Origin of the sequence: Streptomyces sp. NPDC051173 (assembly GCF_040689515.1) — a bacterium.
Lineage (GTDB): Bacteria > Actinomycetota > Actinomycetes > Streptomycetales > Streptomycetaceae > Streptomyces.
The window spans coordinates 73988-99649 of the sequence record NZ_JBFBBD010000005.1 but is presented as its reverse complement, the minus strand read 5'-3'; the positions used below and the strand labels follow the sequence as shown (position 1 = coordinate 99649).

Sequence of the window (25662 nt, the reverse complement as noted above, 5' to 3'; positions counted from 1 at the left end):
GTCTCCGAAGGGGAAGACGTGAACAAGGCGCAGCTCGTTGAAGCGATTGCCGACAAGCTCGGTGGCCGTCAGCAGGCCGCAGACGCGGTCGACGCGGTACTCGACGCGATCGTCCGTGCAGTTGTCGCCGGGGACCGGGTCTCGGTCACCGGCTTCGGCTCGTTCGAGAAGGTCGACCGTCCGGCCCGTTACGCCCGCAACCCGCAGACGGGTGAGCGCGTGCGGGTCAAGAAGACCTCCGTGCCGCGCTTCCGCGCGGGCCAGGGCTTCAAGGACCTGGTGAGCGGCTCGAAGAAGCTCCCGAAGAACGACGTCGCCGTGAAGAAGGCGCCCAAGGGCAGCCTTTCGGGCGGCACCAAGGTGACGGCCAAGGCCGCGGCCAAGAAGGCCACCGCCAAGAAGGTCACCGCGAAGAAGGCCACGGCCACCACCGCGAAGAAGACCACGGCGAAGAAGACCACCGCCAAGAAGACGACGGCCACCGCCACCAAGGCCGCCGCGAAGAAGGCCACGGCGAAGAAGGCCGCTCCGGCCAAGAAGGCCACGGCCACCAAGGCCACCGCCAAGAAGGCCACCACGGCGGCCAAGAAGGCGACCACGGCCAAGAAGGCGACTGCGAAGAAGACCGCACCCGCCAAGAAGGCCACGGCGACCAAGGCTCCGGCGCGCAAGACCACGGCGCGCAAGACCACCGCCAAGAAGGCCGCCGCCAAGAAGTAAGGCTGCGACCGCGTCACGCGCCGGGCCGGGCTCCCTCCGGGGAGCCCGGCCCGCGGTGTGTGCGCGGCCCTTGAAGGGCCGTTCAGAAGGTCTGGAGCGTCACCAGGGAGATGTTCCCGGCGCTCTCGCCCCGGCCCTCTGCGTACTCGATCCGCACGCGCTGGCCGGGCCGCAGCAGCCGCAGGCCGCCGGCGTCGAACGCCGCGGCGTCGAAGGGCACCGGGGTGCCGTCGTCCAGCAGCACACTGCCGGAGCGGGTCTGAGGGTCGTAGGTGTACGCGGTGGCCTGCATGGGTCGAGCCTACGCCCGCGGCGCGCGAGGCGGCCTGCCCGTCCCCGGGCCCGGCACGCGGCGGCAGCGGTGGGCGGACGCCGGCGGTGGGCAGGTGGCCGACGGCGGCGTCGGGCGGCGGAAGACCTCTCAGGACACCGCCTGGTCGGCCCGCCCCGGCCCGCGCCCTCGCAGCCCCGCCGCCGCGGCCGCCGTCCGCGGGCCGAGGCCCAGCGCCCGTGCCGCCCGCAGATCGGACTCCGTGTCCACGTCCTGGCGTACGGAGTCGACCCCCGTCAGCTCGATCTCCCGGGCCCCCGACGCACGGTGACGGGCGCGCGAAGGGCCCTCGAACGCCGGAGCCAATTCCATTCCGGGAGCGGCCGAGAGAAGCGTCGTCCCGATTCCCGCCGCGTCCGCGAGAAATGCCCGCGGGAATTCCGCCGCGGAATCGAGCACCCGCCCGAGTTCCACCGGCCGCAGCGCCGGCAGGTCCGCGTTGAGCGTCGCCACCGCGGACCGCGGGCTGCGCGCCCGCACCGTGCGCGCGCCGTGTGCCAGCGCGCCGTTCAGCCCGCCGGGTCCCGACGGCTCGGGCAGCACCCGGGCCCCGAGCGCCGTCAGCTCCGCGCCGGCCAGCGGATCGTCCGTGACGACCACCACACCCCCCACCGCCGGACAGGCCAGCGCGGCCGCCACCGTGTCCAGGGCGAACGCCAGCGCGAGGGCGGGCCGCGGAGCGTGCCCGGTGCCCTGCGCGAGACGGCTCTTGGCCTGGGACAGCGGCTTCAGCGGCACCACCAGGGTCCAGACCACATCCGCCCCCTCTCTTCGCATGAGCCTCATTGTCACCCGCTGCCGCAGTCGCGTGAGGGGCGCGGGGTTACGGTGTTCTCGACAGACCGGGTACCTGGGGCGACACTTGTCCGGCCCCCGGGTTCATACAGCCCCCAGGTCCCGAGAGAAGGGTGTCCGAGTGTCCCGCCACAGAATCGGCTTCTGGTACCGCTTTACGGCGGTGTTGGCAAAACCGCCGCTCGTGGTTCTGTTCAAGCGGGACTGGCGCGGAATGGAGCACATTCCGGCCGACGGCGGGTTTATCACCGCGGTCAACCACAACTCGTATCTCGACCCGCTCTCCTACGCGCACTTCCAGTACAACACCGGCCGCGTCCCCCGCTTCCTGGCCAAGGCGGCGCTGTTCAAGGGCAGCTTCGTCGGCGCGGTGCTGCGCGGCACCGGGCAGATCCCCGTCTACCGCGAGACCACCGACGCCGCCACCGCCTTCCGGGCCGCGGTCGACGCCATCAACAAGGGCGAGTGCGTGGCCTTCTACCCCGAGGGCACCCTCACCCGCGACCCCGACATGTGGCCGATGGAGGGCAAGACCGGCGCCGCCCGTGTGGCACTGCTCACCCAGGCGCCCGTCATCCCGGTCGCCCAGTGGGGCGCCAACGAGGCCATGCCGCCGTACGCCAAGGAGAACAAGCTCCGGCTCTTCCCCCGCAAGACGCTCAAAGTCCTCGCGGGCCCGCCCGTCGACCTCTCCGCGTACTACGGCAAGGAACCCACCGCCGAGGTGCTGCGCGCCGCCACCGACGAGATCATGGCCGCCATCACCGCCCTCCTCGCCGAACTCCGCGGCGAGACCGCCCCCGCCGAGCCGTACAACCACCGCAAGGCGCGCGCCGCGGCCCGCCGCCAGGCCCAGGAGGACACCAAGTGACGCGCTGCGCCGTCTTCGGCACCGGATCCTGGGGCACCGCCTTCGCGATGGTCCTCGCCGACGCGGGCTGCGAGGTGACGATGTGGGGCCGCCGGGAGTCCCTGGTGACGGCGATCAACACCACCCGCGTCAACGCCGACTACCTCCCGGGCACCGAGCTCCCCGCGGCCGTGCAGGCCACCACCGACCCCGCCGAGGCCGCCGCCGGCGCCGACTTCACCGTCCTCGCCGTGCCCTCGCAGACCCTGCGCGGCAACCTCACGGAGTGGGCGCCCCTGCTGGCTGCGGACACCGTCCTCGTCTCCCTGATGAAGGGCGTCGAACTGGGCACCGCCAAGCGGATGAGCGAGGTCGTCGAGGAGGTCGCCAAGGTCTCCGCCGACCGCGTCGCCGTCCTCACCGGGCCCAACCTCGCCAAGGAGATCGCCGCCAGGCAGCCCGCCGCGGCCGTCGTCGCGTGCCGGGACGAGACCGTGGCCAAGCGGCTCCAGACGGCCTGCCACACCCCGTACTTCCGCCCGTACACCAACACCGACGTCGTCGGCTGCGAACTGGGCGGCGCCGTCAAGAACGTCATCGCGCTCGCCGTCGGCATCGCCGACGGCATGGGCCTCGGCGACAACGCCAAGGCGTCGCTCATCACCCGCGGCCTCGCCGAGACGACCCGGCTCGGCCTCGCCATGGGCGCCGACGCGCACACCTTCGCCGGCCTCGCGGGGATGGGCGACCTCGTGGCCACCTGCTCCTCGCCGCTCTCCCGCAACCACACCTTCGGCACCAACCTCGGCCGCGGCATGACCCTCGCCGAGACCATCGCGGTCACCAAGCAGACCGCCGAGGGCGTCAAGTCCTGTGAGTCCGTGCTGGATCTGGCGCGCAGGCACGACGTCGACATGCCGATCACGGAGACCGTCGTGGAGATCGTCCACGAGGGGAAGCCGCCGCTGGTGGCCCTCAAGGAGCTGATGTCGCGCAGCGCCAAGCCCGAGCGGCACTGACTCACTCCGTACCACCAGGTAGTCTCGTCGCGATATGAGCAGCGAGACCACCACCCAGAGCCCTGACCGGAGCCGTAAGCCGCGCATCGCGGTCGTGTTCGGCGGTCGCAGTTCCGAGCACGCGATCTCGGTCGTCACCGCCGGCGCCGTCATGGGCGCGATCGACCGCACGAAGTACGACGTGCTGCCGATCGGCATTACCACCGACGGCCGTTGGGCGCTCACCGCCGACGACCCCGAGCGGATGGCCATCGCCGGCCGCACGCTGCCGAGCGTCGCCGAGCTCGACCGCTCGCCCGACGGCACCGTGGTGCTGCCGGTCGACCCCGCCTCCCGCGAGGTCGTCTACACCGAGCCGGGCACCGTCCCCAAGGCGCTGGGCGAGGTCGACGTCGTCTTCCCCGTGCTGCACGGCCCGTATGGCGAGGACGGCACCCTCCAGGGCATGCTGGAGCTCTCCGGCATCCCCTACGTGGGCGCCGGTGTGCTCGCCTCGGCCGTCGGCCAGGACAAGGAGTACATGAAGCGGGTCTTCATCTCCTACGGCCTGCCCGTCGGTCCGTACGAGGTGGTCCGCCCGCGCGAGTGGCAGGCCGATCCGGCCGCCGCCCGCAAGAAGATCGTCGACTTCGCCGGCGAGCACGGCTGGCCGCTCTTCGTGAAGCCCGCCCGCGCCGGCTCCTCCATGGGCATCACCAAGGTCGACGACCTCGCCGGCCTGGACGAGGCCATCGCGGAGGCCCAGCGCCACGACCCCAAGATCATCGTGGAGTCGCTGCTGCGCGGCCGGGAGATCGAGTGCGGCGTGCTGGAGCTCGAGGACGGGCCGCGCGCGAGCGTCCCGGCCGAGATCCCGCCGGTCACCGCCCACGACTTCTACGACTTCGAGGCGAAGTACATCGACTCCGCCGCGGGCATCGTCCCGGCGCCGCTGACGCCGGAGCAGACGGCGCGCGTCCAGGAGCTGGCCGTCCAGGCATTCGACGCCGTCTCCTGCGAGGGCCTGGTCCGCGCGGACTTCTTCCTCACCGAGGACGGCGAGTTCGTCATCAACGAGATCAACACCATGCCCGGCTTCACGCCCATCTCGATGTACCCGCGGATGTGGCAGGAGAGCGGCATGAGCTACCCCGAGCTGGTCGACGCGCTCGTCCAGGCGGCGCTGCGCCGCTCCACGGGCCTGCGCTAGTCGACGTAGCCGAAGGGGATCGTCTTCTTGACGGCGTCGGCGAGATCGGTGAGCGCACCGAGATCGCCGGCGTCACCGACGACCTTCTTCGGCAGCGTCACCTCCACCCACACCTCACGGTGCACGGTGGTGCAGCGGATGCTCCCGTCGGACCGCTGCTCCGGCAGCCACTCCACACCGTCGGCCTCCACCGACCCCGTGGAGGGCGCGTACGTCTTGGACCCCTCCCGGATGATCTCGGGGCGCTGCACCCCGCAGCGCAGCGAGATCGCCGGGTCGCCCCAGACAGCGGTGAAGTCCGAGACGGGAGCGGCCTCGCGCCGCTTCATCCCGTCCACGGACTCCGGAAGTGCCTTGTGCAGTGCCCGGCAGGGCTCGACCGCCCGCGCCGGCGGTGTGGGAACCGCGGGGCCCGCCGTGTCGTTGCCCGAAGAACAGCCAACGGCGGCGAACAGTACGACGACAGCGGGCAGGCCGAGCGACCAGCGGGGCGAAAACTTCACCGGGCGAGCATACGGGGGACCTACAGATGGACGACCGGGCAGGTCAGTGTGCGGGTGATGCCCTCCACCTGCTGGACTTTCGCGACCACCATCCGGCCGAGCTCGTCGACCGTCTCTGCCTGGGCGCGCACGATGACGTCGTACGGACCCGTCACGTCCTCGGCCTGGATCACTCCCGTGATCTTTCCGATGACTTCGGCCACGGTCGACGCTTTGCCGACCTCGGTCTGGATCAGGATGTACGCCTGTACCACGGAACCTCCAGGGCGGCTACGAGGATCATGTGGGGAGAAGAGACGCCACGGTACCGCGTCGCCGTACGGCGCGGGGAGACCCGCGCTGACTGCGCGGCGCGGCGAATGTCACAACCGATACTCCTAGGAGGAGCTCAGTGAAAGGCACCGTGGGCGAGTTGGGGGAGTTCGGGCTCATCAGAGAGCTTACTTCCCGGCTCACCACCACCCCGGCGGTCCGGCTCGGGCCGGGTGACGACGCCGCGGTGGTCGCTGCGCCCGACCGGAGGGTCGTGGCCAGTACGGACGTGCTGCTGGAAGGGCGGCACTTCCGTCGCGACTGGTCCACGGCGTACGACGTCGGCCGCAAGGCCGCCGCGCAGAACCTCGCCGACATCGCCGCCATGGGCGCGGTCCCCACCGCCGTCCTGCTCGGCCTCGTCGTGCCCGCCGAACTGCCCGCCACCTGGCCGACCGAGCTGATGGACGGCATCCGCGACGAGTGCCAGGTCGCGGGCGCCGCCGTGGTCGGCGGCGACGTGGTGCGCGGCGACACCATCACCGTGGCCATCACGGCCCTGGGCGACCTGCGCAACCACGAGCCGGTCACCCGCTCCGGCGCACAGCCCGGCGACGTCGTCGCGGTCACCGGCTGGCTCGGGTGGTCCGCCGCCGGACTCGCCGTGCTCGTCCGGGGCTTCCGCTCGCCCCGCGCCTTCGTCGAGGCCCACCGGCGCCCGGAGCCGCCGTACCACGCGGGCCCCGCCGCCGCCGGGCTCGGCGCCACGGCGATGACCGACGTCAGCGACGGCCTGATCGCCGACCTCGGGCACATCGCCGAGGCCAGCAAGGTCCGCATCGACCTGCGGACCGCCGCGATCGACGTGCCCACGCAGATGTCCGACATCGGCCAGGCGGTCGGCGTCGACCCCCTGCAGTGGGTGCTGACCGGGGGAGAGGACCACGCCATCGTGGCCACCTTCCCGCCGGACGTGAAGCTCCCGGCCCGCTGGAAGGTCATCGGCGAGGTCGTCAGCCCCTCCGCGCTGCCGCAGGTGACCGTCGACGGCGCGCCCTGGGACAAGACCGGCGGCTGGGACCACTTCGGCGACACCGAGCCCGACGAGTAGATTCGGCGGTATGCCGATACCTCCACGCGTGCTGACCGTCGCCGGATCCGACTCCGGCGGCGGTGCGGGCATCCAGGCCGACCTCAAGACGATGCTCGCCCTCGGCGTGCACGGCATGAGCGTGCTCACCGCCGTCACCGCGCAGAACTCCCGCGGGGTGCAGGGCGCCTGGCAGCTGCCCGCCGAGGCGGTGCGCGCGCAGTACCGCAGCGTCGTCGACGACATCGGCGTCCAGGCCGTGAAGACCGGCATGCTCGCCTCGGCCGAGCTCGTCGAGACCGTCGCGGAACTCCTCACCGGCCAGGGCGCCCCCGTGGTCGTCGACCCGGTGGGCATCTCCAAGCACGGCGACCCCCTGCTCGCCGCCTCCGCGCTCGACGCGCTGCGCACGAGGCTGCTGCCCGTGGCGACCGTCGCGACCCCCAACCTCGACGAGGTCGCCTGGCTCACCGGCGTCCACGTCACCACGGAGGCCGACCTGCGCCGGGCCGCCGACGCGGTGCTCTCCTTCGGGCCGCGGTGGGCCCTCGTCAAGGGCGGCCACCTCGACGGCGCCGAGGCCGTCGACCTCCTGACCGACGGCACCCGGGAACACTGGCTGCGCGCCCCCCGCCACGACAACCGCCACACACACGGCACCGGCTGCACCCTCGCCAGCGCCGTCGCCGCCGAACTGGCGAAGGGGAGCGAGGTGCCGGAGGCCGTCGCCGCGGCCAAGGACTACGTCACCGGGGCCATCGCCGCGGGCTTCCCGCTGGGCACCGGGATCGGCCCCGTGGACCACGGCTGGCGCTTCTAGACGACTTCAGGAGACGACTTCAGGAGACGACGAAGGCTCCCGGGGGCGACCCCGGGAGCCTTCTTCAACCGCGTCCGGACATGCGAAAAACCGGCCCACCCAGAGGTGGACCGGTGTCCGCTTGCTCGGGAAGGGTCAGGCGCTTCAGCGCGAGACCTTGCCGGCCTTGATGCACGAGGTGCAGGCGTTGATCCGCTTCGGCGTGCGCCCGATCACTGCGCGCACCCGCTGGATGTTGGGGTTCCAACGACGGGGGGTACGGCGGTGCGAGTGCGAAATAGCGTTGCCGAAGCCCGGCCCCTTGCCGCAGACGTCGCAGTTGGCAGCCACGGGTTACTCCAAAGACGGGTCATCCCCACTTGCGCGGGAACAACAGGCACGTACGGTGAATCCCTGCGTGCCGAAATCTGAGTGACCGGCAGTATCAGGGGATGTTCCTGATTTTCATCAGGCAACCGGAGCAGCATACATCGGCTGCTCCCGTACAACGAAACTACCATGGCCGCCCGGGACCGGCCGGGGCCGTACCGGCGGCCCGCGGCCCCCCCCCTTGCTGGCCTTTCCCGGCCCTGTCCGCGGGGTTTCCACCGGCCGCCCGCACCGGCCCGCCGCGGGACTACGCTGCCGATCACTGCCCACCGCCCCGAGGAGTCCGAGGAGGACACAGGTGCCGCACACTCCCCCAGACTCCGTCCGGGGGTGCCCCCATGCCGCCACAGTGGTACGCACCTGGTGCGCTCTGGCCCTCGACGCGCTCGGGCGGGCCCGCGAGGAGATCGACGCGATCAACGTCTATCCGGTCGCGGACGGCGACACCGGCACCAACCTCTATCTGACCGTCGAGTCCGCCGCCCGCGCGGTCGAGGCGGTCTTCGACGGCCACGCCACGGCGGGCGCCTCTTCCCGGTCTTCCCAGGGCTCCCGCGACCGGCTCCCCGGCCTCCCCGACGTCGTACGGGCCATGGCCCACGGCGCCCTCATAGGCGCGCGCGGCAACTCCGGCACGATCCTGGCCCAGCTCCTGCGCGGCATGGCGGAGGTCCTCGCGGCCGAGGAGCCCGCAGCCGGGCCCGACGGCGGGGAGGCGCTGCGCGCCGCGCTGCGGCGGGCCGTCGCGTCCGCGTACGAGGGCGTGGCCCGGCCCGTCGAGGGCACGGTGCTCACGGTCGCCGCGGCCGCGGCGAAGGCCGCCTCGGAGGCTCCCGGCGGCGCCCCGGAAGTGGCCCGCGCCGCGGACGAGGCGGCCCGCGCCGCCCTCGCGCTCACCCCCGGCCAGCTGGACGTCCTCGGCCGGGCGGGCGTCGTCGACGCGGGCGGCCTCGGCCTGGTCGAGGTCCTGGGGGCGCTGTCCCGCGCGCTGTCCGGCGAGAGCGCCCCGCCCGAGGCCCGCCGCGAGCGCGGCCACCGCGCCGGGCGGCAGGAGGCCGGAGGCGACGCGCCCGCCACGCGCGCGTGGCGCACCGGGACGGAGTCCGCGGCCGCCTGCCACCCCGCGCCCGGCGGCCACGCCACCCCGGCCTTCGAGGTGATCTACCTCCTGGACGCCGACGACACCGCCGTCGCCCGCCTGCGGACCCGTCTCGACGCGCTCGGCGACTCGCTCGTCGTCGTCGGCGGCGACGGCCTGTGGAACGTCCACGTGCACGTCGACGACGCCGGGGCGGCCGTCGAGGCCGGGATCGAGGCCGGGCGCCCGCACCGCGTCCGCATCACCCACTTCGGCCCCGCGGCCGGGGCCGCGGCCCGCACGCGGGAGCCCGTACAGCGCGCCGTGGTCACCGTCGTGCCCGGCGACGGGCTGGCCGGGCTGTGCGGGGAGGCCGGTGCCACCGTCGTCCCGGCCGGGCCGGGCGAACCGCCCGCCAGCGGCGAGCTGGTCGCGGCCATCCGGCGCGCGCACGCCCGCGAGGTGGTGCTCCTGCCCAACGACCCCGAGCTGCGCCACACCGCGGCGGCGGCCGCCGAGCAGGCCCGCACCGAAGGCGTACGCGTCGCCCTCATCCCGACCCGCTCCGCGGTCCAGGGCATCGCCGCGCTCGCCGTCCACGAGCCGGAGCGGGGCTTCGACGAGGACGTCGTCGCCATGACCGCAGCCGCGGGAGCCACCCGCTACGCCGAACTGGCCGTCGCCGAGCGGCAGTCCTGGACCATGGCCGGCGTCTGCCAGGCCGGGGACGTGCTCGGCCTCATCGACGGCGACGTGGCCGTCATCGGCACGGAGCTCGCCGCGACCGCCGAGACCGTCCTCGACCGCATGCTCGCCGCGGGCGGCGAGATGGTCACCCTGGTCCTCGGCGCGGGCGTCCCCGGCTCCGTCGCGGACCGCCTGGAGCGGCACGTACGCGAGGGCCACCTGGCCGTGGACACGGTGGTCTACCGCGGGGGCCAGCAGGCGGCGCCGCTGCTCATCGGCGTCGAGTGACGCCCCGCGCCCGCCCCGGCCCCGCCGGGAGGCGGCGGGGGAGCGCGGTTTGTCAGTGCCGTGGTGTGCAATAGGGGCGTGCCCGCGCTAGACGAACCCCTGAAGAAGATCCTCGGTGGCACCACCGCGAAGGTGATGGCCGAGCACCTCGACCTGCACACGGCCGGCGACCTGCTGCACCACTACCCGCGCCGCTACGCCGAGCGCGGCGAGCTGACCCGGCTCGCCGACCTGCCGCTCGACGAGCACGCCACTGTCGTCGCCCAAGTCGCAAAGGCCGCCATGAAGACCTTCAACCACGGCAAGGGCGTCCGCCTGGAGGTCGTGGTCACCGACGGCAGCGGCGCGCTGACCCTCGTCTTCTTCGGCCGGGGCGCCTACGCGCGGGAGAAGGAGCTGCAGCCCGGCCGCCGGGGGATGTTCGCGGGCAAGGTCTCCCTCTTCAACCGCACCCGTCAGCTCCTGCACCCCGACTACGAACTCCTCGACAAGGAGAGCGGCGCCGACGCCGCCGAGTCCTTCGCCGGGCGGCTCCTGCCGATCTATCCGGCGTGCAAGCAGTTCCAGTCCTGGAAGCTGACCAAGGCCGTCGACACCCTGCTCGACCTCTTCGAGGCCGAGGGCTGGCGTGACATCGCCGACCCGCTGCCCCCGGCGCTGCGCGACGGCCGTGGCCTCGCCGAGCTCCCGGACGCCTTCCGCAAGGTCCACCGCCCGCGCTCGAAGGCCGACATCGAGGACGCGCGGGCCCGCCTGAAGTGGGACGAGGCGTTCGTCCTCCAGGTCGCCCTCGCCCGCCGCCGGCACGCCGACTCCCAACTGCCCGCCGTCGCCCGCAAACCCGTGCCCGGCGGCCTCCTCGACGCCTTCGACGCGAAGCTCCCCTTCACCCTCACCGACGGCCAGCTCAAGGTCTCCGCGGAGATTTTCACCGACCTCGCCGCCGAACACCCCATGCACCGCCTCCTCCAGGGAGAAGTCGGTTCCGGCAAGACCATGGTCGCCCTCCGGGCCATGCTCGGTGTCGTCGACGCGGGCGGCCAGGCCGCGATGCTCGCGCCCACCGAGGTGCTCGCCCAGCAGCACCACCGGTCGGTCACCGAGATGATGGGCGAGCTCGCCGAAGGAGGCATGCTCGGCGGTGCCGAGCAGGGCACCAAAGTGGTGCTGCTCACCGGCTCCATGGGCACGGCGGCTCGGCGGCAGGCCCTGCTGGACCTGGTCACCGGCGAGGCCGGCATCGTCATCGGCACCCACGCGCTGATCGAGGACAAGGTGCAGTTCCACGACCTCGGCCTCGTCGTCGTGGACGAACAGCACCGCTTCGGCGTCGAGCAGCGCGACGCGCTCCGCTCCAAGGGCAAGCAGCCGCCCCACCTGCTGGTGATGACCGCGACCCCGATCCCGCGCACCGTCGCCATGACCGTCTTCGGCGACCTGGAGACCTCGGTGCTCGACCAGCTCCCCGCCGGGCGCTCGCCCATCGCCACCCACGTCGTGCCCGCCAAGGACAAGCCGCACTTCCTGGCCCGCACCTGGGAGCGGGTGCGCGAGGAGGCCGAGGGCGGCCACCAGGCGTACGTGGTCTGCCCGCGAATCGGCGACGACATCGCGGAGGAGGGCGACGGCGCCAAGGCTCCCAAGTCCCGCGCGAAGTCCGAGGAGGGCGAGCCGTCCGCGGAGGACCTGGCCGAGAAGCGCCCGCCGCTCGCCGTCCTCGACATCGCCGCGCAGCTGGGCGCGGGACCCCTGCGCGGGCTGCGCGTGGAGGTGCTGCACGGCCGGATGCAGCCGGAGGCGAAGGACGACGTCATGCGCCGCTTCGCCGCCGGCGAGGTCGACGTGCTCGTCGCCACCACCGTCATTGAGGTCGGGGTGAACGTGCCCAACTCCACCGTCATGGTGATCATGGACGCGGACCGGTTCGGCGTCTCCCAGCTCCACCAGCTGCGCGGCCGCGTGGGCCGCGGCTCGGCGCCAGGCCTGTGCCTGCTGGTCAGCGAGATGCCCGAGGCGAGTCTCGCGCGCGCCCGGCTGGCCGCGGTGGCCGCCACCCTCGACGGCTTCGAGCTCTCCCGCATCGACCTGGAGCAGCGCCGCGAGGGCGACGTCCTCGGCCAGGCGCAGTCCGGCGTCCGGTCGTCGCTGCGGATGCTCACGGTCATCGAGGACGAGGAGGTCATCGCCGCCGCCCGCGAGGAGGCCGCCGCGGTGGTCGCCGCGGACCCCGAGCTGACGCGACTGCCCGAGCTGCGCACGGCGTTGGACGCGCTGCTGGACCGCGAGCGCGAGCAGTATCTGGACAAGGGCTGAGCCAGGGGTGCCCAGCGGGCGGGGCGGGTACGCCCCGGCGTCGTCCGCACACCGCGGGCCGGGGGAAGCGCGCCCCGCACTCCGGGCCTGTCCGGCGATCTCGTGGTCGGTCCCGCGGGCGGTGCCGTCCGCGCACCCCCGCCGCGCGATCCGGCCCGTCCGGCGGTCGAGGACGCTCCCGCGGACTTCGTCCGGGCCCGCAAGGGCGCACCGCCGCGGGCGGCGGACGGCCCGCACCCTGGCGGCGATCCGCCGGACACGGCCTAGGCTGAGTGGACGGCGGGCCCACCCGACCCGCCGACCGACCGCGAAGGACCGAGGACCCCAATGACCCGCGTGATCGCCGGCACCGCCGGCGGACGCCGCCTGGCCGTGCCGCCCGGCACCGGCACCCGCCCGACCTCCGACCGGGCGCGCGAGGGCCTGTTCTCCACCTGGGAATCGCTCTTCGGTCCCCTGGACGGCACCCGCGTGCTGGATCTGTACGGCGGCTCCGGGGCGGTCGGCCTGGAGGCCCTCTCGCGCGGCGCCGCGCACGTCCTCCTGGTGGAGGCCGACGCCCGCGCGGTCCGCACGATCCGCGACAACGTCCGCGCCGTGGGGCTGCCGGGCGCCGAGGTGCGCGCGGGCAAGGCCGCGCAGGTCGTCGCCGGGCCGGTGCCCACGGCCCCGTACGACGTGGTCTTCCTCGACCCGCCCTACGCCGTCGAGAACGACGATCTCCGGGAGATTCTCCTCACACTCCGCGCCCAGGGCTGGCTTGCGGACGACGCGCTGGTCACCGTGGAGCGCAGCACCAGGGGCGGGGAGTTCCCCTGGCCGGACGGCTTCGAGCCCCTGAGGGCCCGTCGCTACGGCGAGGGAACGCTTTGGTACGGTCGCGCCGCTTCGACGTGCGCCGAAGAGACGACATCTCCCCGCGCGTCATGAATGGACCGGAGAGCGAGGAACCACAGTTGCGCCGCGCCGTCTGTCCGGGGTCGTTCGACCCCGTCACCAATGGACATCTCGACATCATCGCCCGCGCTTCCAAGCTGTACGACGTCGTGCACGTCGCCGTGATGATCAACAAGTCCAAGCAGGGCCTGTTCACCGTCGACGAGCGCATCGACCTGCTCCGCCAGGTCACCGCGGAGTACGGCAACGTGGAGGTGGAGGCGTTCCACGGGCTGCTCGTCGACTTCTGCAAGCAGCGCGACATCCCCGCCATCGTGAAGGGCCTGCGGGCGGTCAGCGACTTCGACTACGAGCTCCAGATGGCCCAGATGAACAACGGGCTCTCGGGCGTGGAGACCCTCTTCGTCCCCACCAACCCCACCTACAGCTTCCTGTCCTCCAGCCTGGTCAAGGAGGTCGCGGCCTGGGGCGGCGACGTCTCCCACCTGGTGCCGCCGCTGGTGCTGGAGGCGCTCGGCGAGCGGCTCGGCCGGGACTGACGGGCTGACAGCTCGTCACCCGGTGTCGGGCGGGGGTCGACTGGCCGTACAGTCGTCCCCGTTCGTGCCCATCGTCAGAAGAGAGTGGCGAGCGCCAAGGTGGACGTGCAGAAGAAGCTCGACGAGATCGTCCGGGCCGTCTCCGGCGCCCGGTCCCTGCCCATGTCGGCCTCCTGCGTCGTCAACCGGGCCGAGCTGCTCGCCCTGCTCGAGGAGGTGCGGGCCGCCCTGCCCGACTCCCTGGCCAGGGCCGAGGAGCTGATCGGGGGCCGTGAGCGGCTCGTCGCCGACGCCCGCGAGGAGGCCGAGCGGATCATCGAGTCGGCCCGTGCCCACCGCGGCTCGCTGATCTCCGACACCGAGGTCGCCCGCCAGTCCCAGGAGGAGGCCGACCGCATCCTCGCGGAGGCCCGTCGGGAGGCAGAGGAGATCCGCGCCGAGGCCGACGACTACGTCGACGGCAAGCTCGCCAATTTCGAGGTCGTCCTCACCAAGACCATCGGCTCCGTCGACCGCGGCCGGGAGAAGCTGCTGGGCCTCCCGGGCGCGGAGGGCGACCAGGGCGCGGAGGGGCTGCCCGACGACGGCCCCGAGCGCAGCGCGGACCCCGCGCTCCAGCGGCAGCGCGCCGATGCCTACGTCGACGCCAAGCTCGGCGCGGTCGCGGCCGTGCTGGCCAAGACCCTCGAAGCGGTCGGCCTGGGCCGGGAGAAGCTGACCGGCGCGCGCCCGGCGGACGAGCTCGGCGCCCACATGGCCGCCCAGGACGGCCGCCCCGGCGGCCATCACACCAGCGACGCCGACTTCCTCGCCGAGCTGGCCGCCCCCCAGGAGCCCGCCGGCCCGCCGGCCGCCCCGCCGTCCGCGCCCGCGCAGCCGGACTACTACCCGGCCCCGGCCTACGAGCCCGACCCGTACGCCTACCAGACGTCCTACGGGCAGCCCGATCCGTACGCGGTCCAGGGCGGCTACGCGCAGCACGACCCCTACGCCTGGCCTGCCCCGGCCGCCTCGGGGGGCTACGACCAGCACGGCGGCTACCCGGCTCCGGGCGGCCACCAGGGCCACGAGCAGCAGCCTCCTCAGGCTCCGCAGCACCAGCCGTCCCAGCAGCCCCAGCTCGACGAGACGAGCCTCTTCGACACGAGCATGATCGACCTCGATCAGCTCCGCCGGTACGAGCAGGGACGCTGACGGAGCCCGGGCCGCCCGCTCCGGGCTGCCGGCCGGTCGCCGATTGGGTGTACGGCGGCCCGTCGAGTATTCTGGCTCCTCGGTCGCGTGTGCATTCGCGATCAGGGCTGCCCGGGACGCGTATTCCGCGTCGGGCGGCCGTCGCCGCAGCGTAGAAAGCAGGAAACCCTGAACGCCCACCTTGATCACCGTTCCCCTCTCGTGTTCGACACACGCGAGCTGGGCCGGCGTCCCGGTGCGCTGAAGCGGGTCTCCCGTTCGATCGAGGCACCCGCCGATCTCGGTATCGAGGTCATCGGGGTCGCCGAGGGCGCGACGGTGGAGCTCGACCTCCGCCTGGAGTCGGTCATGGAAGGGGTGCTTGTCACAGGCACCGCCCGTGCACCGCTGACAGGGGAGTGCGTAAGGTGTCTGGAGCCGCTGGAGCGAGAGCTCGAAGCGGACTTCCAGGAGATGTTCTCCTACCCCGACGCCGACGCCCGGAGCCGCACCGCGGAAACGGACGACGACGCCGAGGACGACGAGGAGGACACGCTCTTCCTCGAGGACGACTTGTTCGACCTCGAACCCGTGCTGCGTGACGCGGTGGTGCTCGCACTGCCGCTGCAGCCGGTGTGCCAGGAAGACTGCCCTGGTCTGTGCTCCGAGTGCGGAGCGCGGCTGGCGGACGACCCGGAGCACCACCATGAGTCCGTCGACATTCGTTGGGCGGCACTGCAGGGACTCGCCGGGTCCAACCAGGACGGCGAGATGGACAACGCCCCCCGCTCCGGCGGGGATGACTCACAGGAGAAGTAGCCGTGGCTGTTCCGAAGCGGAAGATGTCGCGCAGCAACACGCGCCACCGCCGGTCGCAGTGGAAGGCTGCGGTCCCCACCCTGGTGGCATGCGCTAGCTGCCACGAGCCGAAGCTGCAGCACATCGCGTGCCCCAGCTGCGGCACCTACAACAAGCGCCAGGTCCTCGAGGTCTGATCGGCGGGTGACAGGCTCAATGTCAGACGCCATTACGCCGAAGAAGGCGCCGGCGGACACGGCCTCGTCTCACACGCTTCTGGAAGGGCGGCTCGGGTACAGACTCGAGACCGCCCTTCTGGTGCGTGCGCTGACTCACCGTTCCTTCGCGTACGAGAACGGCGGGCTGCCCACCAACGAGCGGCTGGAGTTCCTCGGTGACTCCGTGCTCGGCCTGGTGGTCACCGACACGCTGTACCGCATCCACCCCGACCTGCCCGAGGGTCAACTGGCCAAGCTGCGGGCCGCGGTGGTCAACTCCCGTGCGCTGGCGGAGGTCGGCCGCGGTCTCGACCTCGGCTCCTTCATCCGGCTCGGCCGGGGCGAAGAGGGCACGGGCGGCCGGAACAAGGCGTCCATCCTCGCGGACACGCTGGAAGCCGTGATCGGGGCGGTCTACCTCGACCAGGGCCTCGAGGCCGCCGGCGAGCTGGTGCACAGGCTCTTCGATCCGCTGATCGAGAAGTCCTCCAACCTCGGTGCGGGCCTGGACTGGAAGACCAGCCTCCAGGAACTGACCGCCACGGAGGGACTGGGCGTCCCGGAGTACCTCGTCTCCGAGACCGGCCCCGACCACGAGAAGACCTTCACGGCTGCTGCCCGCGTCGGTGGTGTCGCGTACGGCACCGGCACCGGCCGCAGCAAGAAGGAAGCGGAGCAGCAGGCGGCGGAAGCCGCCTGGCGCGCCATCCATGAAGCGGCGGAGGCACGGGCCAAGGCCACGGCCGAGGCCGCCCCGGGGGCCACGGCCACCGGCACCGACACCGACCCGGCGGCTTCCGAGCCCGCCGACGGTGTGCAGGGCGCGTCGCACTGACGCGTGTTCGTCCGTGATCGCCGGGCGGGTCTTCGGGCCCGCCCGGCGATCACGTTTCACCGAGTGCCCCGGGGCGCGGCCCCGGCGGGCGAACCCTCGCGAAGGAGTACCGCTGCCGTGCCCGAACTGCCCGAGGTCGAGGTCGTACGGCGCGGTGTGGCGCAGTGGGTCAGCGGGCGCACCATCGCCGACGTCGCGGTCCTGCACCCCCGGGCGATCCGCCGCCACCTGGCCGGGCCCGACGACTTCGCCGCCCAGCTGACCGGGCGCACGCTCGGCACCGCGCACCGCCGCGGGAAGTATCTCTGGGTGCCCCTCGAAGCGGCCGGGCAGGACGCTCCCGACCTGTCCCTGCTCGCCCACCTCGGGATGAGCGGCCAACTCCTCGTCCAGCCGCGGGAAGCGCCCGACGAGAAACACCTGCGGATCCGGGTCCGCTTCGCCGACACCCTCCCCACCGAGCTGCGCTTCGTCGACCAGCGCACCTTCGGTGGCCTGTCGCTGCACGAGCCCGTGCCGGGCGACCCCGACGGGCTGCCCGACGTCATCGCGCACATCGCCCGCGACCCGCTCGACCCCGCCTTCGACGAGGCCGCGTTCCACACCGCGCTGCGCCGCCGCCGTACGACCGTCAAGCGGGCCCTGCTCGACCAGTCGCTGATCAGCGGCGTCGGCAACATCTACGCCGACGAGGCGCTGTGGCGCTCCCGGCTGCACTACGACCGCCCCACGGCGACGCTGACCCGCCCGCGCAGCGCGGAGTTGCTCACGCACATCCGTGAGGTCATGAACGAGGCGCTCGCCGTCGGCGGCACGAGCTTCGACAGCCTCTACGTCAACGTCAACGGTGAATCCGGCTATTTCGACCGGTCGTTGGACGCGTACGGCCGCGAGGACGAGCCGTGCCGACGCTGCGGCACGCCGATGCGACGGCGCCCGTGGATGAACCGCTCCAGCTACTTCTGCCCCCGCTGCCAGCGCCCGCCGCGCGGGGTCTGACGCCGCCGGCGGGGCGCGTGGTCCTCCTCGCGTTCAGTAGCCCTCAATCAATAGCCCTCAGTAGCCGAAGTCCTGTGTCCACCAAGGCCCGCCCGAACCGGGGTGCACACCGATCCCCAGCGTGCGGTACTCCCGGTTGAGGATGTTCGCCCGGTGCCCCGTGCTGTTCATCCACGCCTCCATGACCGCCCTGGGGTCGGGCTGGCCGCGCGCGATGTTCTCGCCGCCGAGGTTCCCGATGCCGCGGCCGGCCGCGCGGTCCCACGGGGTGCGCCCGTCCGGGTCGGTGTGCGCGAAGAAGCCGCGCCGGGCCATGTCGTCGCTGAAGGACTGCGCCAGCGAGGCGAGCCGGGGACTGGGGGCCAGCGGCCGGGCGCCCACCTTGGCCCGCTCCTGGTTGACCAGGGCGAGGATCTGGGCGACGGGCGCGGCCTGGAGGCTGACCGCTTCGGTCGCCGTGTCCGGATCGCCGGGGTCCGCGGCGGGCAGGTCCGCGGCGGCCGTTCCGGGAACCGTGGCCGGGAGGGTGTGCGCCTCGCTGCCGGGGTCGATGCCCGATCCGTCCGGCTCGGGCGACGGCGCCTCGGAGGAGGGGTCGGAGGACGGGGGAGCGGCGTCGGTGGAGGGCGCGGGCCGCGCCTCAGGGCGCTGGGCACCGCGACTCACCGGCAGCCCGCCGCGGTCGGGGGCGGGGGCCTGCGCGCGCGGCTGCGGGTCGCTCCGGAGGACGGGCGGGTCGTCGGCCCGCACCTGCCCGCCGGGGCTGCCGCCACCGAGCTGAAGGGTGTCCCCTCCGGAGAACAGCCCCGAGGCCATCGCGACCACGCCTATGGCCATGGCCGCCGAAGCGCCGAGCAGCCCGGTCCGTACGGGGGCGCTCACCCGGCCGCGCCGCCGCGCGGTGCGGTGCCGGCCGGCATCGGTGGGTCCGCCGGGCCCGTAGGGCGGCCCGGTGTCGGAGGTCCCGTTCACCGAGAGGGTCTCGGCCGGCGGGGGAGCGGCTGCGGGGTGACCGGTGACTTGGTGGGCAGAGCGTCGATGGCGACCCATCCGCTGCCTTCCTCACGTGTTCGGCGTCGTCGTGCGTCACTCGTACGGGGGTGGGACCTGTCGACCGGCGACTGTACGGCAATAGGGCCAGGGTCTAAGCGCTTCGTATGCAATTGGTCGGTTAACGTGCAGACATGAACGAGAATGTCCGTCTGACGGCCTGGGTCCGGGGCCATGTGCAAGGTGTCGGCTTCCGATGGTTCACCCGGGAGAACGCCTTGCGGATCGGTGGGCTCGAGGGCTTCGCCTCGAATCTCGCCGACGGCCGGGTCCAGGTGGTCGCCGAGGGCGCGCGCGGAGGCTGTGAACAATTGCTCGACTGGCTGCGCGACGGGAACACGCCCGGCCGCGTGGACGGCGTCACGGAGATCTGGGACGTGCCGCGCGGCGGTTATGACGGCTTCGAGATCCGCTGACCGCACATGCCGGAGAGGGGATCTCTTCCCGGGAAAGCGGCGAGGTGAACGACCTGGAGAAGGGATGGCCGTGGGGCGCGACGGCCCTATTGATATGTCATTGGCATATGCGAACGGAAGAAATTCCCTGATGGTTGCCAACTCGCCGCACTCGTGGAAGGCTGCTGCTCAACGGATGATCTCTACGCCCCTCCGGGCCCGGGAGAGACTGCGCCGCGTATTCACCGCCGCGCACCCCTGGGACGCCCGCCGATACGGGGTGTGATCGTGTTGACCGTCAAACTTTTTGGTGAGACTCTGGAAGCCCCGCGCACCTTAGCTGTTTGGCATTGAACACCGCAGTAATGATGGCAGACACCGCGGGTGCGAATCCCTCACGACCCACACCGCTTCGGTCGGTCACTCAGTGTGGAGGACCATCCATCATGGCAAAGGCGCTTCTCGGTTACGTCGGCGGCTCCGACCCCCGAGTCCTCTCCGAGATGCGACGGCTTCAGCAGCGTGTCCAGGACCTTGAATCCGAGCTCATCCGGATGCAGGCCGAAAACGACGCGCTGACTGCCGCCGCTCACCACGGCGACTCGTTCGAGCTCGACAGCATCGACGTATCCCAGGCGGAGCCTGCGCTCGCCTGACCGCAGCCGCCCTGCCCCGGGGGCCCGGTCAGGCTGCACTGTCAGCCGCTTGAGAGTTGCAAGGGACGCTCCGGCGTCCCTTCGTCGTATCCGATGGGCCCCATCCGATCGTTGTATCACCGTGCCGTTTCCGGCCGTTTTCCTCCCGTCCCCTTGGACTGATGTGCCCTGCCCCTTCCCGGGTGAAACCGGAAAATTGAAAGGGGCAGCTTGTTGTCGCCCCCGGCTGCCTCGTGCCGGGCGGTCGTGGGGGGGCGCACGGCCGGTAGAGTCCTTCCGCGTGCACCTCAAGAGCCTGACCCTGCGAGGGTTCAAATCCTTCGCCTCCGCGACGACCCTGCGCTTCGAGCCCGGGATCACGTGCGTGGTGGGACCCAATGGCTCCGGAAAGTCCAATGTGGTCGACGCGCTTTCCTGGGTCATGGGAGAACAGGGCGCGAAGTCGCTGCGCGGCGGCAAGATGGAGGACGTCATCTTCGCCGGGACCACCGGCCGCCCCCCGCTGGGCCGCGCCGAGGTCTCGCTCACCATCGACAACTCCGACGGCGCGCTGCCCATCGACTACGCCGAAGTCACCATCACGCGGATCATGTTCCGCAACGGCGGCAGCGAGTACCAGCTCAACGGCGACACCTGCCGGCTCCTCGACATCCAGGAGCTGCTCTCCGACTCCGGCATCGGACGCGAGATGCACGTCATCGTCGGCCAGGGCCAGCTGGACTCCGTCCTGCACGCCGACCCCATGGGCCGCCGCGCCTTCATCGAGGAGGCGGCCGGCGTACTGAAGCACCGCAAGCGCAAGGAGAAGGCGCTGCGGAAGCTCGACGCGATGCGGGCGAACCTCGCGCGCGTCCAGGACCTCACCGACGAACTGCGCCGCCAGCTCAAGCCGCTCGGCCGGCAGGCCGCGGTCGCCCGCCGGGCCGCGGTCATCCAGGCGGACCTCCGCGACGCCCGGCTGCGGCTGCTCGCCGACGACCTGGTGACCCTGCGCCGCGCCCTGCACGCCGAACTCGCCGACGAGGCCGCGCTCAAGAACCGCAAGGAGGCCGCCGAGAGCGACCTGCGGGCGGCCGCGCAGCGCGAGGCCGCCCTGGAGGAGCAGGTCCGCACGCTCGCGCCGCGCCTCGCCGCGGCCCAGCGCACCTGGTACGAGCTGTCGCAGCTCGCCGAGCGGGTGCGCGGCACGATCGGCCTGGCCGACGCCAGGGTCACCAGCGCCACGTCCGCGCCCGCCGAGGAGCGGCGCGGCCGCGATCCCGAGGACCTGGAGCGCGAGGCGGCCCGGATCCGCGAGCAGGAGGCGGAGCTTGAGGCCGCGCTCGAAGCGGCGGGCACGGCCCTGGAGGAGACCACCGCGCACCGGGCCGAGCTGGAGCGCAGGCTCACCGAGGAGGAGCGGAGGCTGCGGGACGCCGCCCGCGCCGTCGCCGACCACCGCGAGGGCCTCGCCCGCCTGCACGGGCGCGTCACCGCCGCGCACGGCCGGGCCGCCTCCGCGCAGGCCGAGATCGACCGGCTGACCGCCGCCCGCGACGAGGCCCGCGAGCGCGCGGCCACCGCCGAGGAGGAGTACGAGCGGCAGCGGTCCGAGGTCGAGGGGCAGGACGCGGGCGACCTGGAGCTCGCCGCCCGGCAGGAGGACGCCAAGCGTGGGCTGGCCGCGGCCGAGGCGGCGCTGACGGAGGCCCGGGAGGCGGCGACGGCCACCGAGCGCCGCCGCGCGGCGACCGCCGCCCGCCGTGACGCGCTGGCACTCGGCCTGCGCCGCAAGGACGGCACGGGCGCGCTGCTGTCAGCGCAGGATCGTTTGTCCGGACTGCTCGGACCGGCCGCCGAGCTCCTGACGGTCGCCCCCGGCCATGAACTCCCCGTCGCCACCGCCCTGGGCGCCGCCGCCGACGCCCTCGCGGTCACCGACACCGCCACGGCCGCCGAGGCCCTGCGCCTGCTGCGCAAGCAGGACGCTGGGCGCGCGGCACTGCTGGTGACGCACGGCCTGAGCCGCGCCGACGCGCAGCGCGCCGACGCGGCCCCCGCCCCGGCACCCGCCGGCCACGGCCCCCGGCCCGCGCTCGAACTCGTCGACGGGCCCGCCGCGTTGCTGGCCGCCGTGGCGCCGCTGCTGCGGGACGTCATGGTCGTCGGGACGCTGGAGGAGGCCGAGGAACTGGTGGCCGAGCGGCCCGGATGCACGGCCGTGACCGCCGAGGGCGACCTCCTCGGGGCGCGGTTCGCGCAGGGTGGCTCCGGCGGCGCGCCCAGCCTGCTGGAGGTGCAGTCCGCCGTCGACGAGGCCACCACCGAGCTGGCCGAACTGGACACCCGCTGCGAGCAATTGGCGCTCGCCCAGCGGACGGCGGACGGGCGGCGCGCCGAGTGTGCCGCCCTGGTCGAGGAGCTGGCGGCCCGGCGCAGTGCCGCGGACCGCGAGAAGTCGCAGGTCGCCCAGGCGCTCGGGCGCCTCGGCGGACAGGCGCGCGCGGCGGCCGACGAGGCGGGCCGTACGGCGGCGGCCGTGGCCCGGGCCGAGGAGGCGCTCGTCCGCGCCACCGAGGAGGCCGAGGAACTGGCCGAGCGGCTGGTGGTGGCCGAGGAGGCGGGTCCGGAGGACACGGAGGAGCCGGACACCTCCGTACGCGACCGGCTCGCGGCCGACGGGGCCAACGCCCGGCAGACCGAGATGGAGGCCCGGCTCCAGGTCCGCACGCACGAGGAGCGGGTGAAGGCGCTCGCCGGACGGGCGGACGGGCTGGACCGGGCGGCGCGCGCCGAGCGGGAGGCGCGGGCGCGCGCTGAGCAGCGGCGCGCCCGGCTGCGCCACGAGGCGCGCGTCGCCTCCGCCGTCGCCGCGGGCGCCCGGCAGTTGCTGGCGCACGTGGAGGTGTCGGTCGTCCGTGCCGACGAGGAGCGCGGGCACGCCGAGGCGGCGAAGGGCGAACGCGAACGGGAACTGATCACGGAGCGCAACCGGGGCCGCGAGCTCAAGGGCGAGCTCGACCGGCTCACGGACTCGGTGCACCGCGGTGAGGTGCTCGGCGCGGAGAAGCGGCTGCGCATCGAGCAGTTGGAGGCCAGGGCCCTGGAGGAGCTCGGCGTGGAGCCCACGGCGCTCGTCGCGGAGTACGGGCCGGACCAGCCCGTACCGCCGTCGCCGCCGGCCGAGGGCGAGGAGCTGCCCGACGACCCGGACGACCCCAGGAACCGGCCGGTGCCCTATCTGCGGGCCGAGCAGGAGAAGCGGCTCAAGGCCGCCGAGCGGGCGTACCAGCAGCTCGGCAAGGTGAATCCGCTCGCCCTGGAGGAGTTCGCGGCGCTGGAGGAGCGGCATCAATTCCTGTCCGAGCAGCTGGAAGACCTCAAGAAGACCCGCAGCGACCTGCTCCAGGTGGTGAAGGACGTCGACAAGCGGGTCGAGGAGGTCTTCACGGAGGCGTACCACGACACCGCCCGGGAATTCGAGGGCGTCTTCTCCCGGCTCTTCCCCGGCGGGGAGGGGCGGCTCGTACTCACCGACCCGGACGACATGCTGGCGACCGGGGTGGACGTGGAGGCGCGGCCGCCGGGCAAGAAGGTCAAGCGGCTGTCGCTGCTGTCGGGCGGCGAGCGGTCCCTGACCGCGGTGGCGCTGCTGGTGGCGATCTTCAAGGCGCGGCCCAGCCCGTTCTATGTGATGGACGAGGTCGAGGCGGCGCTGGACGACACCAATCTGCAGCGGCTGATCCGGATCATGGAAGAGCTCCAGGAGAGCTCCCAGCTGATCGTGATCACCCACCAGAAGCGGACCATGGAGGTCGCGGACGCGCTCTACGGCGTGTCCATGCAGGGCGACGGAGTTTCCAAGGTCATCAGTCAGCGACTGCGTAGTTCCTGACCGCTACTTCAAGTGTTGAACACAACGCTCAGGAAGCCCTCAGGAAACTTCTTGGTTACGACCTATTGACTTAGAAAATTGAAGGCATAAGGTCTGCAACGTTGCTAATACCTTCAAGTGGTGGGCCCCCCGGAGTTGTGCCCCACTTGAAGGGCCAGCCCCCCCACGCCCGGCAATGCCGCCGGGCCTCAGGAGTACACGTTGACCAGCACTGCGATGGCGCAGGGGTCCGAGGGCCGCAAGGCCCAGCCGGACCACCTCGGCCATGTCATCTTCATCACCGCGGCCGCGGCCATGGGTGGCTTCCTCTTCGGCTACGACAGTTCCGTGATCAACGGTGCCGTCGAGGGCATCCGCGGGAAGTACGACATCGGCTCGGCCGCCCTGGCCCAGGTCATCGCGATCGCCCTGATCGGCTGCGCCATCGGCGCCGCCACCGCGGGCCGCATCGCCGACCGCATCGGCCGGATCCGCGTCATGCAGATCTCCGCGACCCTCTTCACCATCAGCGCGATCGGCTCGGCGCTGCCCTTCGCGCTGTGGGACCTCGCATTCTGGCGCGTCCTCGGCGGCATCGCCATCGGCATGGCCTCGGTCATCGGCCCGGCCTACATCGCCGAGGTCTCGCCGCCCGCCTACCGCGGCCGCCTCGGCTCCTTCCAGCAGGCCGCGATCGTCGTCGGCATCGCCATCTCGCAGCTCGTGAACTGGGGCATCCTCAACCTCGCGCACGGTGAGCAGCGCGGTCACGTCATGGGCATCGAGGCGTGGCAGCTCATGCTCGGCGTCATGGTCGTGCCGGCCGTCCTCTACGGCCTGCTGTCCTTCGCGATCCCCGAGTCCCCGCGCTTCCTGATCTCCGTCGGCAAGACCGACCGGGCGAAGGCCGTGCTGGCCGACGTCGAGGGCCACAGCGTCGACCTCGACAAGCGCGTCGCCGAGATCGAACTGGCCATGCACAGCGAGCAGAAGTCCACCTTCAAGGACCTGCTCGGCGGCAAGGCGGGCTTCCTGCCCATCGTCTGGATCGGCATCGGCCTCTCGGTCTTCCAGCAGCTCGTCGGCATCAACGTCGCCTTCTACTACTCGGCGACCCTGTGGCAGTCCGTCGGCATCGACCCGAGCGACTCCTTCCTCTACTCCTTCACCACGTCGATCATCAACATCGTCGGCACCGTGATCGCGATGATCTTCGTCGACCGCATCGGCCGCAAGCCGCTCGCGCTCATCGGCTCCGCCGGCATGGCGGTCTCCCTCGCGCTGGAGGCCTGGGCCTTCGCCTCCAAGGCCGCCGACGGCTCGCTGCCGACGACGCAGGGCACGGTGGCCCTCGTCGCGGCCCACGCGTTCGTGCTCTTCTTCGCCCTGTCCTGGGGCGTCGTGGTCTGGGTCTTCCTCGGCGAGATGTTCCCCAACCGCATCCGCGCCGCGGCGCTCGGCGTCGCCGCGTCCGCGCAGTGGGTCGCCAACTGGGCCATCACCGCGAGCTTCCCGAGCCTGTCGGACTGGAACCTCTCCGGTACGTACGTCATCTACGCGGTCTTCGCCGTGCTCTCGATCCCCTTCGTGCTGAAGTTCGTGAAGGAGACCAAGGGCAAGGCGCTGGAGGAGATGGGCTGACCACCCCGCCGCCCTCTCCTCGAAGGCCGCTGCCCCTGGCTCACCCGAGCCGGGGGCAGCGGCCGTTTGTGCCGTTTCCGCTGGGTGCGGTTGCGTGTCTTGGGCGCGGGTGCGTTGCCGGGTGCGCCTGCGGCGGGCTTTTTCCCCTACCCGCCCCTTCCCGAAACTGGGGCTTCGCCCCAGACCCCGCAACACGCTTCGCGCGTTGTCCTCAAGCGCCGGACGGGCTGGATGTGCTGGCTACGGTCCGCACCATTCAGCCCGTCCGGCGTTTGAGGACGCGGCCGTAGGCCGCTCCCGCCGC

25 protein-coding genes are annotated in these 25662 nt (G+C 72.5%); 19 read left to right on the top strand and 6 right to left on the bottom strand.

Features of this window, described 5'->3' with window-relative positions; translation table 11 throughout:
- Positions 1–18: 18 nt before the first annotated feature.
- A complete protein-coding gene (locus tag AB0435_RS05190; protein WP_366426221.1) occupies positions 19–720 on the top strand; it encodes an HU family DNA-binding protein in 702 nt (233 codons plus the stop codon).
- Between the two features lie 82 nt (positions 721–802).
- Here AB0435_RS05190 and AB0435_RS05185 read toward each other — a convergent pair whose 3' ends face one another.
- Complete coding sequence (locus AB0435_RS05185; protein WP_366006078.1) at positions 803–1012, bottom strand: hypothetical protein; 210 nt, start codon at positions 1010–1012, stop codon at positions 803–805.
- Between the two features lie 129 nt (positions 1013–1141).
- Positions 1142–1807, bottom strand: a complete 666-nt coding sequence (gene cofC / locus AB0435_RS05180; RefSeq protein ID WP_366006087.1) for a 2-phospho-L-lactate guanylyltransferase — start codon at positions 1805–1807, stop codon at positions 1142–1144.
- Between the two features lie 160 nt (positions 1808–1967).
- On the opposite strand from cofC, the gene AB0435_RS05175 reads away from it, so the two are divergent.
- The 3 genes from AB0435_RS05175 to AB0435_RS05165 are packed head-to-tail and all read left to right on the top strand — an operon-like array spanning position 1968 to position 4904.
- Positions 1968–2717 carry a lysophospholipid acyltransferase family protein gene (locus AB0435_RS05175; RefSeq protein ID WP_366006079.1) on the top strand — a complete coding sequence of 250 codons (750 nt, stop codon included), beginning with the start codon at positions 1968–1970 and terminating at the stop codon, positions 2715–2717.
- Positions 2714–3715 carry an NAD(P)H-dependent glycerol-3-phosphate dehydrogenase gene (locus AB0435_RS05170; protein ID WP_366426220.1) on the top strand — a complete coding sequence of 334 codons (1002 nt, stop codon included), beginning with the start codon at positions 2714–2716 and terminating at the stop codon, positions 3713–3715. The genes AB0435_RS05175 and AB0435_RS05170 overlap by 4 nt, the downstream gene beginning before the upstream one ends.
- Before the next feature lie 34 nt (positions 3716–3749).
- Positions 3750–4904: a D-alanine--D-alanine ligase family protein gene (locus AB0435_RS05165; protein WP_366006081.1), complete on the top strand. Its 1155-nt coding sequence runs from the start codon at positions 3750–3752 to the stop codon at positions 4902–4904.
- On the opposite strand, the gene AB0435_RS05160 is transcribed toward AB0435_RS05165, so the two are convergent.
- Entirely contained in the window at positions 4901–5407 is a 507-nt protein-coding gene (locus AB0435_RS05160) for a DUF3515 domain-containing protein (RefSeq protein ID WP_366006082.1), read from the bottom strand. The two genes, AB0435_RS05165 and AB0435_RS05160, sit on opposite strands and share 4 nt — an antisense overlap.
- Before the next feature lie 20 nt (positions 5408–5427).
- Positions 5428–5661, bottom strand: coding sequence for an Lrp/AsnC ligand binding domain-containing protein (locus AB0435_RS05155; protein WP_361527676.1), 234 nt, complete (start codon positions 5659–5661; stop codon positions 5428–5430).
- 137 nt (positions 5662–5798) lie between these two features.
- Here AB0435_RS05155 and AB0435_RS05150 point away from each other — a divergent pair, with 137 nt between their 5' ends.
- The gene (locus AB0435_RS05150) at positions 5799–6770 is read left to right on the top strand and encodes a thiamine-phosphate kinase (RefSeq protein WP_366006083.1); all 972 of its coding nucleotides are present in this window, start codon (positions 5799–5801) and stop codon (positions 6768–6770) included.
- Positions 6771–6780: 10 nt separating this feature from the next.
- Positions 6781–7569 (top strand): bifunctional hydroxymethylpyrimidine kinase/phosphomethylpyrimidine kinase, encoded by a 789-nt coding sequence (gene thiD / locus AB0435_RS05145; protein WP_366006084.1) that lies wholly within the window; start codon positions 6781–6783, stop codon positions 7567–7569.
- Positions 7570–7713: 144 nt separating this feature from the next.
- Here the strand turns inward: thiD and rpmB are convergent, their stop codons facing one another.
- On the bottom strand, positions 7714–7899 hold the full coding sequence (gene rpmB, locus AB0435_RS05140; protein WP_087926075.1) for a 50S ribosomal protein L28: 186 nt from the start codon (positions 7897–7899) through the stop codon (positions 7714–7716).
- Positions 7900–8287: 388 nt separating this feature from the next.
- Here rpmB and AB0435_RS05135 point away from each other — a divergent pair, with 388 nt between their 5' ends.
- The 9 genes from AB0435_RS05135 (at position 8288) to mutM (ending at position 17763) form a co-directional block, all read left to right on the top strand.
- The gene (locus AB0435_RS05135; RefSeq protein WP_366426219.1) at positions 8288–9991 is read left to right on the top strand and encodes a DAK2 domain-containing protein; all 1704 of its coding nucleotides are present in this window, start codon (positions 8288–8290) and stop codon (positions 9989–9991) included.
- A 135-nt stretch (positions 9992–10126) separates the two neighbouring features.
- Positions 10127–12304 carry an ATP-dependent DNA helicase RecG gene (gene recG, locus AB0435_RS05130; RefSeq protein WP_366426244.1) on the top strand — a complete coding sequence of 726 codons (2178 nt, stop codon included), beginning with the start codon at positions 10127–10129 and terminating at the stop codon, positions 12302–12304.
- A gap of 327 nt (positions 12305–12631) precedes the next feature.
- Positions 12632–13234, top strand: coding sequence for a 16S rRNA (guanine(966)-N(2))-methyltransferase RsmD (rsmD, locus tag AB0435_RS05125; protein ID WP_366008052.1), 603 nt, complete (start codon positions 12632–12634; stop codon positions 13232–13234).
- 26 nt (positions 13235–13260) lie between these two features.
- Complete coding sequence (gene coaD, locus AB0435_RS05120; protein ID WP_361527703.1) at positions 13261–13740, top strand: pantetheine-phosphate adenylyltransferase; 480 nt, start codon at positions 13261–13263, stop codon at positions 13738–13740.
- 99 nt (positions 13741–13839) lie between these two features.
- Positions 13840–14934: an ATP synthase F0 subunit B gene (locus tag AB0435_RS05115; protein WP_366008063.1), complete on the top strand. Its 1095-nt coding sequence runs from the start codon at positions 13840–13842 to the stop codon at positions 14932–14934.
- A 201-nt stretch (positions 14935–15135) separates the two neighbouring features.
- Entirely contained in the window at positions 15136–15732 is a 597-nt protein-coding gene (locus AB0435_RS05110) for a YceD family protein (protein ID WP_366008053.1), read from the top strand.
- 2 nt (positions 15733–15734) lie between these two features.
- On the top strand, positions 15735–15908 hold the full coding sequence (gene rpmF, locus AB0435_RS05105) for a 50S ribosomal protein L32 (RefSeq protein WP_030087884.1): 174 nt from the start codon (positions 15735–15737) through the stop codon (positions 15906–15908).
- Positions 15909–15927: 19 nt separating this feature from the next.
- Positions 15928–16764, top strand: a complete 837-nt coding sequence (gene rnc / locus AB0435_RS05100; protein ID WP_366426218.1) for a ribonuclease III — start codon at positions 15928–15930, stop codon at positions 16762–16764.
- Positions 16765–16881: 117 nt separating this feature from the next.
- Positions 16882–17763: a bifunctional DNA-formamidopyrimidine glycosylase/DNA-(apurinic or apyrimidinic site) lyase gene (gene mutM, locus AB0435_RS05095; protein ID WP_366426217.1), complete on the top strand. Its 882-nt coding sequence runs from the start codon at positions 16882–16884 to the stop codon at positions 17761–17763.
- A 57-nt stretch (positions 17764–17820) separates the two neighbouring features.
- Here the strand turns inward: mutM and AB0435_RS05090 are convergent, their stop codons facing one another.
- On the bottom strand, positions 17821–18735 hold the full coding sequence (locus AB0435_RS05090; RefSeq protein ID WP_366426216.1) for a CAP domain-containing protein: 915 nt from the start codon (positions 18733–18735) through the stop codon (positions 17821–17823).
- Between the two features lie 212 nt (positions 18736–18947).
- Between AB0435_RS05090 and AB0435_RS05085 the strand changes: the two genes are divergently transcribed.
- The 4 genes from AB0435_RS05085 (at position 18948) to AB0435_RS05070 (ending at position 25358) form a co-directional block, all read left to right on the top strand.
- Positions 18948–19229, top strand: coding sequence for an acylphosphatase (locus AB0435_RS05085; RefSeq protein WP_366008058.1), 282 nt, complete (start codon positions 18948–18950; stop codon positions 19227–19229).
- A 425-nt stretch (positions 19230–19654) separates the two neighbouring features.
- Complete coding sequence (locus AB0435_RS05080; protein WP_116214103.1) at positions 19655–19864, top strand: hypothetical protein; 210 nt, start codon at positions 19655–19657, stop codon at positions 19862–19864.
- A 280-nt stretch (positions 19865–20144) separates the two neighbouring features.
- On the top strand, positions 20145–23738 hold the full coding sequence (smc, locus tag AB0435_RS05075) for a chromosome segregation protein SMC (protein WP_366008059.1): 3594 nt from the start codon (positions 20145–20147) through the stop codon (positions 23736–23738).
- Positions 23739–23939: 201 nt separating this feature from the next.
- On the top strand, positions 23940–25358 hold the full coding sequence (locus AB0435_RS05070) for a sugar porter family MFS transporter (RefSeq protein WP_366426215.1): 1419 nt from the start codon (positions 23940–23942) through the stop codon (positions 25356–25358).
- Positions 25359–25662: the final 304 nt, after the last annotated feature.

Coding starts and splice junctions, on each gene's coding strand:
- AB0435_RS05185 (WP_366006078.1), bottom strand. CDS start 1,012: ATGCAGGCCACCGCGTACACCTACGACCCTCAGACCCGCTCCGGCAGT.
- AB0435_RS05165 (WP_366006081.1), top strand. CDS start 3,750: ATGAGCAGCGAGACCACCACCCAGAGCCCTGACCGGAGCCGTAAGCCG.
- thiD (WP_366006084.1), top strand. CDS start 6,781: ATGCCGATACCTCCACGCGTGCTGACCGTCGCCGGATCCGACTCCGGC.
- recG (WP_366426244.1), top strand. CDS start 10,127: ATGGCCGAGCACCTCGACCTGCACACGGCCGGCGACCTGCTGCACCAC.
- rsmD (WP_366008052.1), top strand. CDS start 12,632: ATGACCCGCGTGATCGCCGGCACCGCCGGCGGACGCCGCCTGGCCGTG.
- rnc (WP_366426218.1), top strand. CDS start 15,928: ATGTCAGACGCCATTACGCCGAAGAAGGCGCCGGCGGACACGGCCTCG.
- AB0435_RS05085 (WP_366008058.1), top strand. CDS start 18,948: ATGAACGAGAATGTCCGTCTGACGGCCTGGGTCCGGGGCCATGTGCAA.
- AB0435_RS05080 (WP_116214103.1), top strand. CDS start 19,655: ATGGCAAAGGCGCTTCTCGGTTACGTCGGCGGCTCCGACCCCCGAGTC.